The 14381-nt window shown below is 35.2% G+C and carries 14 protein-coding genes and 1 riboswitch; of the genes, 6 read left to right on the top strand and 8 right to left on the bottom strand.

What is annotated here, in order from left to right:
• The gene (locus tag BUE84_RS16890; protein WP_079242701.1) at window positions 1–591 is read left to right on the top strand and encodes an HD domain-containing protein; all 591 of its coding nucleotides are present in this window, start codon (window positions 1–3) and stop codon (window positions 589–591) included.
• A gap of 59 nt (window positions 592–650) precedes the next feature.
• Here BUE84_RS16890 and BUE84_RS16885 read toward each other — a convergent pair whose 3' ends face one another.
• From BUE84_RS16885 to BUE84_RS16870, 4 genes are all read right to left on the bottom strand, one after another.
• On the bottom strand, window positions 651–2024 hold the full coding sequence (locus tag BUE84_RS16885) for a DUF4932 domain-containing protein (protein ID WP_079242700.1): 1374 nt from the start codon (window positions 2022–2024) through the stop codon (window positions 651–653).
• Window positions 2025–2198: 174 nt separating this feature from the next.
• Window positions 2199–2582 (bottom strand): acyl-CoA thioesterase, encoded by a 384-nt coding sequence (locus tag BUE84_RS16880; protein ID WP_034699813.1) that lies wholly within the window; start codon window positions 2580–2582, stop codon window positions 2199–2201.
• Between the two features lie 115 nt (window positions 2583–2697).
• A riboswitch (cobalamin riboswitch) is annotated at window positions 2698–2878 on the bottom strand.
• A 34-nt stretch (window positions 2879–2912) separates the two neighbouring features.
• Complete coding sequence (locus BUE84_RS16875; protein ID WP_079242699.1) at window positions 2913–3713, bottom strand: hypothetical protein; 801 nt, start codon at window positions 3711–3713, stop codon at window positions 2913–2915.
• A 30-nt stretch (window positions 3714–3743) separates the two neighbouring features.
• On the bottom strand, window positions 3744–4406 hold the full coding sequence (locus tag BUE84_RS16870; protein ID WP_079242698.1) for an ATP-binding cassette domain-containing protein: 663 nt from the start codon (window positions 4404–4406) through the stop codon (window positions 3744–3746).
• A 411-nt stretch (window positions 4407–4817) separates the two neighbouring features.
• On the opposite strand from BUE84_RS16870, the gene BUE84_RS16860 reads away from it, so the two are divergent.
• A complete protein-coding gene (locus BUE84_RS16860; protein ID WP_079242696.1) occupies window positions 4818–5906 on the top strand; it encodes a GEVED domain-containing protein in 1089 nt (362 codons plus the stop codon).
• Window positions 5907–5975: 69 nt separating this feature from the next.
• Here the strand turns inward: BUE84_RS16860 and BUE84_RS16855 are convergent, their stop codons facing one another.
• The gene (locus tag BUE84_RS16855) at window positions 5976–8123 is read right to left on the bottom strand and encodes an endonuclease MutS2 (protein ID WP_079242695.1); all 2148 of its coding nucleotides are present in this window, start codon (window positions 8121–8123) and stop codon (window positions 5976–5978) included.
• 152 nt (window positions 8124–8275) lie between these two features.
• Between BUE84_RS16855 and BUE84_RS16850 the strand changes: the two genes are divergently transcribed.
• The 3 genes from BUE84_RS16850 to BUE84_RS16840 are packed head-to-tail and all read left to right on the top strand — an operon-like array spanning window position 8276 to window position 10525.
• Complete coding sequence (locus BUE84_RS16850; RefSeq protein ID WP_079242694.1) at window positions 8276–8803, top strand: GNAT family N-acetyltransferase; 528 nt, start codon at window positions 8276–8278, stop codon at window positions 8801–8803.
• Window positions 8804–8842: 39 nt separating this feature from the next.
• Window positions 8843–9847 (top strand): acyltransferase family protein, encoded by a 1005-nt coding sequence (locus tag BUE84_RS16845; RefSeq protein ID WP_079242693.1) that lies wholly within the window; start codon window positions 8843–8845, stop codon window positions 9845–9847.
• A gap of 36 nt (window positions 9848–9883) precedes the next feature.
• Window positions 9884–10525, top strand: coding sequence for a uracil-DNA glycosylase (locus BUE84_RS16840; protein WP_079242692.1), 642 nt, complete (start codon window positions 9884–9886; stop codon window positions 10523–10525).
• Here the strand turns inward: BUE84_RS16840 and BUE84_RS16835 are convergent.
• The 3 genes from BUE84_RS16835 to BUE84_RS16825 form a co-directional block, all read right to left on the bottom strand.
• Entirely contained in the window at window positions 10512–11021 is a 510-nt protein-coding gene (locus BUE84_RS16835) for a hypothetical protein (RefSeq protein ID WP_079242691.1), read from the bottom strand. The genes BUE84_RS16840 and BUE84_RS16835 overlap by 14 nt on opposite strands.
• Before the next feature lie 16 nt (window positions 11022–11037).
• A complete protein-coding gene (locus BUE84_RS16830; RefSeq protein ID WP_079242690.1) occupies window positions 11038–11529 on the bottom strand; it encodes a DUF456 domain-containing protein in 492 nt (163 codons plus the stop codon).
• An 80-nt stretch (window positions 11530–11609) separates the two neighbouring features.
• Window positions 11610–12794, bottom strand: coding sequence for a carboxypeptidase-like regulatory domain-containing protein (locus BUE84_RS16825; protein WP_238594279.1), 1185 nt, complete (start codon window positions 12792–12794; stop codon window positions 11610–11612).
• Window positions 12795–13051: 257 nt separating this feature from the next.
• Here BUE84_RS16825 and BUE84_RS16820 point away from each other — a divergent pair, with 257 nt between their 5' ends.
• Window positions 13052–14320 carry a mechanosensitive ion channel family protein gene (locus BUE84_RS16820; protein WP_079242689.1) on the top strand — a complete coding sequence of 423 codons (1269 nt, stop codon included), beginning with the start codon at window positions 13052–13054 and terminating at the stop codon, window positions 14318–14320.
• Window positions 14321–14381: the final 61 nt, after the last annotated feature.

Raw genomic sequence — 14381 nt, 5'->3', positions numbered from 1 at the left:
ATGAAAATTCAGAAAGAGATCGATTTTATCCTGGCAGTAGATGCGCTTAAAAATGTACAACGAAGAAATTATAATGCAGATGATTCCCGAAGAGAGAATACGGCGGAACATTCCTGGCAGATTATTATTCTGGCTCAGATTCTTTATCCCTATGCTAAAAACCGTGCGGATATTGATTTGTTGAGAGTAATAAGAATGCTTTCCATTCATGATCTTGTGGAGATTGAAGCCGGAGATACTTTTATTTTTGATGAAAAAGCAATGGTAGGAAAGTTTGAAAGAGAGAAAGCTTCTGCTCAGAAAATCTTTGGAATTCTGGATGAACCTTTGCGCACAGAATTTTTTAATTTATGGCTTGAATTTGAGGATGAGAAAACTCCTGATGCTATTTTTGCGTGTGGGATCGACAGAATCATGCCGTTTATCTTAAATTCTCATACTTCCGGAAAGAGCTGGACTGAGGCTGGAGTGACTGAAAGACAAATCCGAAATATGCTTGAAAATGCGATCAGCAGAGCATCAGATGAAATGGGAGAGGCTTTTGAGCTTTTATTGAGTAAAAGCCTGGAAACAGAAAAAGTATTGAAATAATTTAAAAAGACACTGCCCGGTTACTGAGCAGTGTCTTTTTATAGATCATCTGAAACGTTTTAAGAGGATAGTAATAAGTAATTGTCGGGATTTAATAAAATTCCTTTTTTAGAATAAAACCCCGTCATATTGTTCGGTACATAAAATCCCAGTACAAAATTCTTATAAGAAGTATCCAGTTTGAATTTTACTTCTTTTCCATCTTTAGACCAGACCGGATTTTTAACGATAATGATTGTATTGCGGGTTTCTTTTCCATCAATGTATTCATATAATTTGAGCTGAAGAGTCTTTGTTTTTTTCATAGGCTCTGTGAATTTTACCACGATATTATTGAGATCAGCTTTCTCAAAGTCTTTGCTATTGGAATTGAGAACGGAAGGCTGGGAAATTTGGTTTTCTATTTTCTTCGTCCATTTTAATAATGGAACATATAATTTTTCCAGGTTCTTTTCTTTTTTATAAAGTTCTATAAGCTTCTCAGAAAATAAATTCTGAGCAATAAAACCGCGTCGGATATTCACTTTATGGTAGATTGCTGAAAGGCTGTCTGTTTTTTCCTTTGGAAAATTTTCTTTAATGAATAAATCGTAAACAGCCCATGTCATATATTCATTGAATGAATTTATTCCCACGTATCCTGATTTTTTATCCCAATTCGTAAGGTTGAAGCTTTCCGTTATCTCCTTTGAATAGTGTTCTGAAATAGGATTTACATATCCATGATCGATTTCTGAAAATACAGTGTGATTATCAAGAATTCTCCTGGCAATATTATTTTTTAAATTTCCAAGAATAAGATCTTTTCCGATATCAGGAAAATCAACGGTTAATGAGCTATTGATTTCTCTGTGGCAATTTTGTCCGCCTACTAAAGGAGAAATGGCGATAACATAGGATTTAGTATTTTTATTTTTAGGTTGTCCGGCAATTTTATCCAGGAATGCGTAGGTATCATTGATGTAATAATACTCTTTGTAATTAGCAATTAAAGTATTATAAAACTGTTGATGATTTTTATAAAAGGCTCTGTAATTCGATTTCTTTACAAAATCATTGATAAGCTCCAGATTTTCATCTACTTCTTTAGGACCAAAGGAATTGAAAGGAAAGTCTCTTTTAAGTAAACCTTTTTCATCAAAAGAAAATGCATAGAAATCAGTTCGGAAGCCTAAGAATTTTTTCCAGTCTTTTCTTGAATAATTGACTTGTTTCAGCAGAGGATGATCTTTTACAGGTTCAAAATATGTAATAATTTCATCGTAATACGGTGGGATTTTCTGAACATCATAAGGATCTGTTCTGCCATATTCAGTGAGGGCCAGAATAATATTTCCCAATTCGTAACTTTCCGAAAGTTCAATTTTTACGTCTTTTTGTGCTCTTAATGAAATTGAAAGGATAAGAGTAATGATTAAAATAATCTTTTTCATGAAATATCGGTTCTTCTATAGTTTTTAGTGACAGCAATGTAAAAATAATTTTTTTGCCATGCTAAAAGTAAATAAAAAACAAATGAATTTCAATCAATTTTTGGCTGAGAAATAATATGTTGTTTTTGAAGGTGAAAATTTCGGGCGGCCAATGGCCGCCCGAAGCTTTATTATTTATAGTATCTGAATTGGTTTCTTGAATTCGTCAATCGCTACAAAAGTAAAATCACCTATAATTGCTTTTTCTCTTTCATAGGAATACATCTGCTCTGTGTAAATTTCAACGTTTACTTTCATACTGGTTTTTCCAACGTATGAAACTTTTCCGATCAGCTCAACGATGGTTCCGGCAGGAATAGGTTTTTTGAAATCAATCTTATCACTGCTTACCGTTACCACTCTTTTTCTGGCAAAACGGGTTGCTGTGATAAAAGCTACTTCGTCCATCAGCTGCATCGCTGTACCTCCAAAAAGAGTATCATAATGATTGGTTGTATTAGGGAAAACCGCTTTAAAGATTCTGGTTTCGGATGCTTCAATTCTTTCTTCTGTAGTCATATATCATTATTAATTAAAGCGATAAGAAATGATATTAAAACAACAGAATAATGACAGGAACTTACAGAACTCCTGAAACAATCCATCAGATCAATACAACTTCAAATCGCGAAAGTTACATGTTTAAGAAAAAGGCAGGTCTCCTGACTTGTAGCATCATTTATCTCCTTCCCATGCCTCGCACAGTGGATCTTTGATAAAGATTTCAGCTACTTACAGTTGCGCGACAGTCCGTGATTTTCACACGGTTCCCTTTTAATCTGCAGTGATGCAGAACCAATTTCTGTGATGAATAAGTGTAAAACTTTTTCGGGTGCAAAAATAATGAATTTATTCCGGATTATGGTAAATAATCTGGCTGATTACTCTTCCTTTCTTGATCGTCCAGAGTGTAGTGTATCTGTTTTCTCCTGAACCGTTTATCATATAAAGGAAAATATTATCGTTGTCAAGGGAAGTAACTCCAATGTTCTCAAAATCCATGGTAGGCTGGAACATATTTTTAATGGCTTCTCGTACAAAAACAGATCCTCTTCCGGGTTGCTGGACTCTTATGGATTTGATTTCAGTCATTCCTTCAGGAAGATCATTCCCAATTCCCCATGGTTTTACTTTATCAATGGTAAGAATTTTTCCTTCAGCATCTTTTTCCTTTTTACGGTATCCGGCATTGGAAGGATAAATATCAATCACTACTTTGCTTCTTTGGGCAGTAGGAATCTTAGGGTCAGAATTGTCAGTGAAAATAAGGGATTTTCCGTTTTTAGATTTAGAAGGAGTGTAGGCAGGAAGCTGGTCCACATAGGCAATACGTCCTTTATTCACCATTCCTTCTTTATCAAGAGTTTCATAACGTACAAAAGGTTTGTCGTCATCCTGTTTCTCCGGATATTTGATCCAGATCCATTCTGTTTCTCCCGGAGCAGGTTTTACATAAACAAAAACATCTCCTTTACGCATACGGATCTTGTCTACAATTTTTCGGTAGTCGTCTTTATGTACACGTACGTTGGCATATCCTTCCTCAGCTTTTACAACTCCAAAAGGAACTTTAGTCTGCCCTTTTACAAAAGCAATGGATAAAATACTGAAGGCGGATAAATAGAATGCTTTATTTATGAAAGTCATCATGAAAATTTTTTGATCCCTCAAATATATAAATTAAATGCTTTTCGGAAGATAATTATACCGCTGCAGTTCTTTTAAATCTTGTATTTGTTTCAGATAGCCTTCACGCAGAAGATATATTCGGTCTGAAATATCAAGAACTTCCTGATAATTATGATCAGAAATAATGAATCCCTTATTCGCAGAATGTTCAATGATCGCTGTTTTCAATGCTGCAGATATTTTCGGAGAAAGGCTATGGAAGGGTTCATCCAGTAAAACAAAATCTGCTTCAGAATAAATAATCATTAAAGCTTCAATAACCCTTTGCTCACCTCTGGAAAGATTTTTAGGTTTCTCTGACAAAAAAGGACGGATCAGATCTGAAGTGAATAATAGATCTGTATTTTTCTTATTACAAAAAAGAGGAATTAAGCTTTTAACGGTATTGTATTTCGGCAAGAAAATGTCCTGTGGCAGGTAAGCAATTCTGTTTTTTCTATCGGAAATACTTTTCAGAACTTTGTCATTGTATCTTATAAACTGAGTATCACTACTGACAGTTCCAAAAATAATTTTTAATAATGTTGATTTTCCAACACCATTTCTGCCCAGAATTCCAATAATCTGCCCGGTTTCACATCCTAAATAAATATCTTGCAGGATATTATGATCTTTAAAAGACTTGGTTATGCTGTCAATATGAAGCTTACTCATAAAATTCCTGTTATTATTTTGACCATTACACAGACAAATACCGTGAATCCCCAAAGGAAACTTCTGGAAAATCCTAAATTGGCATAAAAGTAATATTCGTTTTTAAACCGGAGTTCATATATAAAGTAATGAAGGACAGGAGATATTAAAAGAAAACTCAATCCAAAATTCTCAATACTGAAAGAGGATAAACAAGAAGCTAATAAAGAAAATATCAAGGTGGGAATTATTATTTTTTTATAAAAAATCCAGAGAGTAGAAATACTTTTGAACATATTAAAAGCATGAAGTTTCTGTGTGTTTTACACTTTATTATCAAATATATTAAAAAATACAATGCTATATGAAGAAAGTCTAAGCTATATTTGAAAAAATACCCTATTTTTCAAGAAAATTTTAAAACTAATAAACATGACCAAAAAACTACTTTTTGTATTCTCTTTTATTTTGGGAATATCCAACTTTCAGGCAACTCACAAAATAGAAGAAGAACGCCAATCTTTATTTTACTGTGATACCAATGCTCCCACCGGCGTGCAGGTGTCTACTACAACTCTTACCTCAGGAACTGTTACCTGGACTGCTGATCCCAATACTCCGAATAATTTTATCAGATATAGAATACCTGGAACCATTATCTGGATGGTTGCTACTCCTGTAGCTGGGCAAAATTCTTATACTATTACTAATCTGCAGCCTTGTACAACTTATGAAGTGCAGGTGGTAAAATTGTGTACTGTACAGGGAACATGGTCTAATCCCGTATTTTTTACAACAACACTTAATTATTGTGCAAGTGCATCTACAGATACCAGCCTGATGCATATTTCCAATGTGACCGTAAATTCTGCCGGAATTACCACTCCAATGGTCAGCAATTCCGGACCTTCCAATTATACAGATTACAGAAGTGATGTAAGCCGTAAGGTCAAATTTTTTATAGGAAGTGCAGGAAATACACTTTCAGTAACCAATACGTGGATGGGGACACCAGGGACAACAACAGTAACAGCGTGGATAGATCTTAATGCCAACGGAATTTTTGAATCCTCCGAAAGAGTTATGGTGGCGAATAATATCACCCAGGCTGCTCCGGCAGTGTCTGTTTTTACAATTCCAAGTTTGGCAGCAGTGACACTGTGTGGTGTAACCATGAGGATTGTTTCCAGTCAAACAATGCCTGCAGATGGCTGTAGTACGTTTACCTACGGAGAAGTTGAAGATTATGGCGTAGATTTACTCAATCTCACCCTTGGAGTGGAAGAATCAGGGAAGTCTGCAAAACCTGAAATTTATCCTAACCCTGCATCTGATGTTTTAAACATTTCAGGAATTTCAGAAGCAGCAGATTATGAAATTTATAATGCGGTGGGGCAGAAAACGGGAGAAGGAAAAGCTTCTGACCATAAAGTAAACCTTAGTAGTTTGTCCAAAGGAATTTATTTTATCCAGCTGAAAGATAAAGAAAAGGTAACCCGATTAAAATTCATTAAGAAGTAAAAATAAAAAAAGAGAGAGTACCTTCTGGTGCTCTCTCTTTATATTTGCGTTAATTTAATTTGTTATTCATTAAATTCTTTCAAGTTCATCCGCATCAATCGTAGTCTTGAAAGTTCCGTAATTGACAATCACTTTATTTCTGGAAATTTTTTCAATGGTTCCTACACTGGTGCTTCCTGTAATACGAACACGTTGCCCGATTTTCATCCACACTGCACGGTCGGTTTTACGTTTCTCTTCCAGTTTTTCATTGGTTTCAGCAATTTTTTCAATAACATCCTCCTTTTTCAGCTGTTGAGTGATTTTTCTTTTAACCACCTGCAGACGTTTAGTTTCATCCTTATCACTACCCAGTTTTCTGAATTTCTCCTGTTCAAGAAGTTTTACAAAATCTTTTACAACATCCTTTCTGGATTTTCCTTTGGTATAGCTGTCGATGAATGTTTCAATCTTATTCCCGAACTGTAGTTTACGGTGTTCTTCCTCATACAACTTCTGGAAATTGAACAGTTTCTGCTGAAGCTGCTCATTCAGTTTCTGAAGATTATCACGTTTATCTTCTACAGATTCTTTCCTCTCTGCAAGATCAGATTTCAGTTTTTCAACCTCAAATTTTTCCTGCTGCAGTTTTACAATCGTTTTGTCAAGATTAACAATATCATGTTCTACTTTTTTCTTGGCAGAATGGATAATGAACCTTGGAATCTTATTCTTTTCCGCAACTTCAAAAGTAAATGAACTTCCTGCCTGTCCTACTTCCAGTTTATACATCGGTTCCAATGTTTCTTCATTGAAGAGCATGGCTGCATTCTGGGCATTGGGAAGCTGTTCTATTACCAGTTTAATATTGGTATAGTGAGTGGTAATGATGGCAAAACTCTTTTTGTCATAGAAAAACTCCATGAAACTTTCTGCCAGCGCACCTCCAAGCTCAGGATCAGAACCCGTACCGAATTCATCAATCAATAAAAGAGTATTGGCATCAGCCTCACGGATAATTCCGGACATTTTCTTCAATCTTGATGAGTAGGTTGATAAATGGTTTTCAATGGATTGATTATCCCCAATATCAGTCATAATTTTCTCAAAGAAAAACATTTCAGACTTAGGGTGAACCGGAACCAGAATACCACTCTGAATCATCAGCTGCAATAGTCCAACTGTTTTCAGGGTAATTGATTTTCCACCGGCATTTGGACCGGAAATACAGATAATCCTGTTATGATCTGTTAAAGTTAGGGTTTGAGGGTGAATGATTTTATTCTCAACTTTGTTTCTTAACCATAAAAGAGGATGATAAGCATCTTTTAATCTCAGTGTTTTATGATGGTTGATTTTCGGAAGAACTCCGTTGATCAATTCACCAAACTTTGCTTTGGCTCTTACAAGGTCAAGGTCAAAAATATAAATCTGATATCTCCACAGCTGAGGTTGAAATTCTGCCAGTTCTGCAGTCAGTTTACGGAGAACTTTGTCAATTTCTTTTTTCTCTTCCTCTTCATTTTCACGGAGTTTGAAATAATGCTTCACAACACTATCCGGCTGAATGTAAGTAATGGAACCTGTCTTGGAAATTCCTAATGTTCTTCCGGCAACCCTTTTTTTGAATCCTGATTTTACAGCCAGAACCCTTTGGTCATCAATAATTGTTTCCCGAATATCATCCAGAAAGTCACTCTGTCCATACGTGGTAAGGGCACGGTTGAAATTTTCCTGAATTGCTTTTTTAGCAAGCTGAATTTCAGTTCTTATGCCTTTCAAAGCTGGAGAAGCTTCATTTTTTACCTCACCAAAACGGTTAAAAACCTTATCTACCTTCTCGATGATCTCTTTTCTGAATTCCAGTACAGAAACTTCTTCTAATAAATTAGGAAACGTTTCCGGCATGGTAGGGAAGAATTTCTGAAGTCTTCCGATCTGTTCCGTGATGGTTTTTATTTTGATGAAAGCAGCATTTTCCAGACGGTAGTTCTCAATCAGCATCAATTTCAGCTCACTTTCAATATCTTCATATTCATCAAACGGAATCGCATTTGAACTTTCAAAACTCGACAGATATTCCGAAGTTTTTTTTAATGAAAGTTCCGCCTCGTCAATTTCCATCGGACGAAGTTGAAGAATTTTTTCTCTTGTTTTCGGAGAGTACGCAAATGGGGAGATTTCCGCGAGCAATTGCGGAAACTCTAATTCGTCTAAATCTTCTTTATCTATATACACAGTGCAAATTTAGTGAGAATTTTGATTATTACGTATATCTGAGAGATTTACAGAATAAATTACCTGTGAATTTGAACTTTATGGTGTTACTTTTTTCTGAAAAAGATGGGAATGTTAAAAATAAGATGATATTCTTTTATTACATTTGAAATGTGAAACTGGAAACCCAAAGATTATTACTGAGAGATATCAACGAAAGCCACGTTGAGGATATTTTACGGATTCGAAGCAATGAAGTGATCAATCAGTTCGTTTTAAGAAAATCGCCCAAAAATAATTATGATGCCCTTCAGTTTATTTTAACCATTAAAGAAAGAACTCACAATAACCAAACTGTTTATTTAGGAATTTCTTTAAAAGATCAGCCGAATCTTATCGGAACGATCTGCCTTTGGAATTTTTCTGAAGACCGGAAAACAGCAGAAGTTGGTTATGAACTCTTACCCGAATATCACAGGCAGGGCATTATGTCTGAAGCTTTGAAAGCTGTTTTAGATTTTGGGTTTAATGAATTGAAGGTAGAGGAAATTCTGGCGATCACCCATAAGTTCAATGAAAACTCGAAGGGACTTCTTTTAAAACATCATTTTATTTTGGAAGAAGGGAAGCAGGATGAAGGTTTTCCGGATAATATTATTTTTCGCCTACAAAGAGTCTCTGGCGGTTTCTATGAAATCTAATAGGTTTTTCTCTATCTTTATCGCCGATTGAAATTACATATGAAAAATGAAATAAAATCTTTAACGGGACTTAGAGGGATTGTTGCATTATGGGTAGCGTTTTTTCATTTTAGTTTTTTCAGGAATGAATTCATTCAGGATATAGTAGGAAAGGGGTATGTAGCGGTTGATATTTTTTTTGTATTAAGTGCTTTTTTGCTTACGGTTTCTTATTCCGGGAAGCTTAAGAATCTGAATTATAAAATAATAGAGGTTTTTTATAAAAAAAGAATCAATAGAATTTATCCTGTATACATTGTATCGGTTATTTTTATTGCATTGTTTTTGGTGAAGACTTCTATAGCGGGATTTCTGATTAATGCTACATTATTACAATGTTTTTTTGATCCTGATTATCTGCTGAATGTAGTCTATTGGTCGCTAAGTACAGAATGGGTTTGTTACTTAATATTCCCTTTTATGCTATGGCTTGTCCTGCATTATAAAATACGCAGCGAAATTTTAATTATTGCCAGTTTGGTTTTGAGGTTTGTGCTACCTTATATTCCCGATCATTTATATATAGGTTCTGAACATCCAATGCAAGTAGGGGAATCACCAAGATATCTTGATCTTCCTTATGGACTGGTTTCTCTTCTGAGAACAATTTCTTCCTATTTCCTTGGGATTGGAGTTGCCCTTTTACCAGCATTTAAAATGAAGAAAGAAAACCTGATTATTTATATCATTCTCATATTGTTTATGTTCATGTTATTTATTGAAAAAGGGATCTTGTTTATCCCTTTATTATCAGCATTGATGATCAAATATCTGTATGAAGGAAAGCCTAACTATCTAAAAACATTTTTAGAAACAAAGGCCGTATATTTTTTAGGAAATATTTCCTACTCGTTATACATTATCCATTATATGGTGAAGAAACAGAATTTCGTTATTGTGAATTCCTATCATCTTAATAATCTGTTATTAATTTCCCTTTCATTATTGCTGTCCTATTTTTCATATATGCTGATAGAAAGAAAAGTGAAGATATTTAAGGTATAACTGAAGCTCTTATTTTAATATTATTATTTTTGCACTATGACCTGGACAGAAATTTTAGCCCCGATAAAAAGTACGGAATACTTTACCACCCTTTGGGAGAAAGTGAAGAATGAATATGCAACAACCAAAGTTTTTCCACCAAAAAATCAGATTTTCAGAGCATTGGAGCTTACGGCTTTTGATGATGTGGAAGTTGTGATTATTGGCCAGGATCCTTACCATAATGACTATCAGGCGAACGGATTATGTTTTTCTGTATCTGAGCAGGTGGCAGCACCACCGTCACTTAAGAATATTTTTATTGAATTAAAAGATGATCTGGGAGTGGTAAGAACCTCTAAAGAGCTTGATGACTGGGGAAAGCAGGGCGTTTTATTGCTGAATGCTACGCTAACGGTTCGTGCACATACACCTAATTCTCATAAAGACCTTGGCTGGGAAAAATTCACCAACTTCATTATTAAGGAAATTTCAGATAAAAAAGAGAATGTAGTTTTTGTTTTATGGGGTGCTTTTGCACAAAAAAAAGCCGAACTTATAGATCCGGCTAAACATTTTATTATTAAATCGGCACACCCTTCTCCTTTTTCTGTTTACAGAGGTTTTTTTGGAAGCAAGCCTTTCTCAAAAATTAATGAATATCTTGTTTCCAAAGGGAAGAATCCTATTTCCTGGTAGAATCAGCAGATTGATCTGCTTTTTTTATCCTAATTCCGATTTTATATTTTCCGGCTAATGCTTTTGTTCCATCCTGTGATTTTGGATAAGGAGCAATGTCCTGTAATGTGATAGTATATCCGTTGAATTCTGTCGACTGGTGATAATTTCTTGCCGGGTAATCTGCACTGGCTAGGTTCAGAGTCATCGGTCGGGTAGATGTTCCCATTACTTCCACCTGAGCAAGAGCAACACCCGCCCATATACATTGAGCTCCTTCCGGACAACGGCTGTCTTCAGAAACTCCTTTGAATGTCACATTCATCTGGTATTCTCGTAAAAACTTATTTTCTCCTTCAGTCAGATAAATAACACCGTCTTTCTGATGATCAGAGCTTGTTGTTTTTGTACCTGTGGACATTTCAGTAGCTTTTGTATTAATTCTGGATTTCTTTTGGGCATCGCATCCTGTTAATGCAAATATTCCCAGACTGAGTATGACAATTTTATGGAACATAGTTTCTTATATTTAATTAAATGACGTTAAACATATTAAGTAATACTACCAAAAACATTGCCACTCCTACCACAAAACTGAATCCGGTTCCATAAATGAATCCAATCAGCGCTCCTTTAGTGGATCGTAAGGCTTTATTCATATCCTTACTGTCGTGAAGTAATTCACCAATAAATACCCCTGCAAACATTCCTATCAGAAATCCCAACGGGATCGGAATAAATATCCCAACAATAGTTCCAATGACAGAACCGATACTTCCCCAACGCGTGCCTCCATATTTTCTGTTGGTCTTTGCCGGAATTACATAACTTAACACTACAGAAGCAAGTGTAAGAATTCCGAATGCCCAGACATAAATCATGGAAAGATCAGCATCCGTCCCGAATTTATAGATCAGCAGTCCGCAGATACTCAGCAAAAGCCCGGGTAATACAGGAAGAAATGTTCCCAATATCCCGATAAATAAGAGAATAAGGCAGAAAATATTAATAATCGTTGTATCCATTCTTTTAAAAAAATATACATGCAATATAAAAAAAGTGGCCTTATAAAAGACCACTTTGAGAACTGAGTTATAAAATTTTATTACAAATTTAAGATTACGTATTCCAGAATCGGTCCTGATTTACCAATATTTCCACTGGCGTGGTTATGGAATGTGGTATAGTAGATATTTCCGCTGCTGGTAGTTGCTGAGCATGATCCTACATAATCACCATGCGCCTGGTGAGCGTTCCATGCATTCTGATTAATGGTAATGGTAATATTGTTGCCATTTGCCGTTTGATGGCAGATGGTCATCTGATTATTGTTTAGCGATGTCCCCACAGGTGTTTTAGGAGCTGTTGTATTGACGTACTTATTGGTTCTTATCATCAATGGTTCATTACCTTTCTGTACCAATACTTCCCAGAACGAAGGATCATAATGCTGGATTTTTTGCCACAAAGGCTGATCATACTGAATATCTAATGTGCTAAATCCTATTGCTGAAGCCATAGCAGCATTGGAAACGCTGCAGTTGTTATACATTGCACTATTACCATTGGTATTAAAGCATATCTTTGTAAGATCCAGAAAACCTCCATAAACACCACAGTACGGAGCATTTTTATCTCCACCTACCAGATAGGCAGCTGCCCAGTCTGAAGTATAAATGCTTCCGCCATTCGTGATAAAAGTAGAGAGATTACTGAAAATGGAAAGGTCGTTACTCGGTGTGTTGGTTCCTGAGTAAGTGAAGTTACGGGAACCGCAGTTCAGAAAAATAATATCGTACTGAGAAATGGTGTTGAAATTTTTTAAATCCTGATAGCTAATTTCGGTTGCTGTATAACCAAGACTTGTAATTATACTTTCTATTTCGTCATAACTGCCTTCTACATAAGCTATTTTTGCAATCTGATTCAGTTTTGAATCTTTGTCGGCCACACTGGTGGTTTCATTTTTTTTAACGGTAACAGGAACTTCTGTTCTGAAGTTTAAACCATTCCCTGTCTGAATGTGAAGGGTAGAGTTTCCTTCAGGTGCCGTTAGGCTGAATGTTCCGTCAGCATTGGAATAGGTATGGTAAACCTGATTTTTACTGTCAATAGTGAATACAATAGCCCCGCCAATAGGTTTTGTTCCGTTTTTAGCAAATACTTTACCTTCTATTGTTCCGGTGGGTATTGTTTTGGAATCTTCGGGATTGATTGGGTCATCACCGCCTTTACAGTTTACTAACAGAACAAGGCTACACAGCATGATGAACAAGTAATTTTGTTTCATATTTAATTGGTTTTGATGGGTTTAGTTTTAATCAAATGTAATAATTTTTTAATATTAAAACATTAAAATTGTAATTTATTTTAATATTTTTTACTTAAATTGATTATTTGTAGTTGATTTTTCATTTATAATTAAGGGTTGTCGAAGATTTGATATTTTAAAAATTGATTCACAATATTTTTCGTTTACTGCTTTTTGGGATGAAAATTGATTATGAATAGTAAAATGATGATTCTTAATTTCATAAATTTGCTGTAATGAATGACCAGTTACAAGAAACTAAAAACTTTATACAGGAGCTGAGCGAACAGCTTTACATTTATATTACCCAGATATCACCTTCCGGGCTGGACTGGGTTTTCCATATTATTGTAAAATTAAGTTTACTTCTTGTCCTGTTTTTTATTACTGATTTTATTTTTAAATTCATCATTAATTCTGTCTTCAGGTTATTTCATAATGAACAGAAGTTTCCCATTTTAAAATCTATTTATCAGGCCAAAATCACCAACTCCGTAGCACATTTTGCAGCTTTGATTGCTGTTGCCGGCATACAGGGATCCATATTTCCGGAAAATGCATTGCCAAAAACAACCATTTTTATTATACGATGTATCAATCTGGGATTGGTACTCATGTTAGCAGGAATGCTGTACAGATCATTGACTGCTTTCAGAAATTATTTCAGCATCAAACAGGATTTCTATAAAATAATGGCACTGAATGCCATTTCAGAAACCGTAAAAATCTTAGGACTTTTTATATTTACTGTAGTAGGACTTTGTGTGATTTTCGGAATCAAGGGAACCACTATTGTAGGAAGTCTTGGGGCCATTACAGCGGTGCTGGTATTAGTTTTCAGAGATACTATTCTGGGGTTTGTAACCGGTCTGCATGTAGCTACTTCTAAAAATTTAAAAGTAGGAGATTGGGTAAGCATTCCTAAATACAGCATCGAAGGAAATATTACGGAAATCAATCTTCTGACTACCAAAATCACCAATTTTGATAAAACCGTTTCAACGATTCCCACTTATGATCTGATGACCACTGAGATCAAAAATATGCAGGTGATGTCTGAATCCAATACAAGGAGAATAAAAAAATCAATCTACTTTAACATCAATTCTTTTAAATTTCTGACGGACGAAGATGTGGAGCGTTTAAAGGAGATTAATTTAATTTCAGATTATCTCGAAGAAAGAGCTTCAGAGATCAAAAAAGAAAAAGAAAGCCTTGAACATAAAGATAAAATCGTGAATGGAAGACAGCTTACCAATATCGGTGTTTTCAGATATTATGCACAGAAATATATTGAAAATGATCCTGATATAGATAAAAACGGAACCAGAATGGTTCGTCAGCTGGAGATTACCCCACAAGGGCTGCCTCTTGAGGTTTACTGTTTTGCCAATGATTCCAAATGGGAGCGTTTTGAGCAGATTCAGGCCGATATTTTTGACCATTTATTGGTGGCTTCAAAAGAATTTGAACTTCAGGTGATGCAGGTAAGCGTGAAAGTATAAAGCTGGAAGGCTCAGCCCGTTTAAATAAATTTATAATAAACTTTTAAATGATAACGAATTA

The organism is Chryseobacterium indologenes (genome assembly GCF_002025665.1).
In the GTDB taxonomy this organism is placed as follows: Bacteria; Bacteroidota; Bacteroidia; order Flavobacteriales; family Weeksellaceae; genus Chryseobacterium; species Chryseobacterium metallicongregator.
The sequence above is the reverse complement of the archived record's forward strand: the minus strand, read 5'-3'. Positions and strand labels throughout refer to the sequence as shown.

What these genes read in the sequence shown, in the direction of transcription:
- BUE84_RS16875 (WP_079242699.1), bottom strand. Translation starts at nt 3,713, where the DNA reads ATGATGACTTTCATAAATAAAGCATTCTATTTATCCGCCTTCAGTATT.
- BUE84_RS16870 (WP_079242698.1), bottom strand. Translation starts at nt 4,406, where the DNA reads ATGAGTAAGCTTCATATTGACAGCATAACCAAGTCTTTTAAAGATCAT.
- BUE84_RS16885 (WP_079242700.1), bottom strand. Translation starts at nt 2,024, where the DNA reads ATGAAAAAGATTATTTTAATCATTACTCTTATCCTTTCAATTTCATTA.
- BUE84_RS16860 (WP_079242696.1), top strand. Translation starts at nt 4,818, where the DNA reads ATGACCAAAAAACTACTTTTTGTATTCTCTTTTATTTTGGGAATATCC.
- BUE84_RS16840 (WP_079242692.1), top strand. Translation starts at nt 9,884, where the DNA reads ATGACCTGGACAGAAATTTTAGCCCCGATAAAAAGTACGGAATACTTT.
- BUE84_RS16845 (WP_079242693.1), top strand. Translation starts at nt 8,843, where the DNA reads ATGAAAAATGAAATAAAATCTTTAACGGGACTTAGAGGGATTGTTGCA.
- BUE84_RS16820 (WP_079242689.1), top strand. Translation starts at nt 13,052, where the DNA reads ATGAATGACCAGTTACAAGAAACTAAAAACTTTATACAGGAGCTGAGC.
- BUE84_RS16830 (WP_079242690.1), bottom strand. Translation starts at nt 11,529, where the DNA reads ATGGATACAACGATTATTAATATTTTCTGCCTTATTCTCTTATTTATC.
- BUE84_RS16880 (WP_034699813.1), bottom strand. Translation starts at nt 2,582, where the DNA reads ATGACTACAGAAGAAAGAATTGAAGCATCCGAAACCAGAATCTTTAAA.
- BUE84_RS16835 (WP_079242691.1), bottom strand. Translation starts at nt 11,021, where the DNA reads ATGTTCCATAAAATTGTCATACTCAGTCTGGGAATATTTGCATTAACA.
- BUE84_RS16890 (WP_079242701.1), top strand. Translation starts at nt 1, where the DNA reads ATGAAAATTCAGAAAGAGATCGATTTTATCCTGGCAGTAGATGCGCTT.
- BUE84_RS16825 (WP_238594279.1), bottom strand. Translation starts at nt 12,794, where the DNA reads ATGAAACAAAATTACTTGTTCATCATGCTGTGTAGCCTTGTTCTGTTA.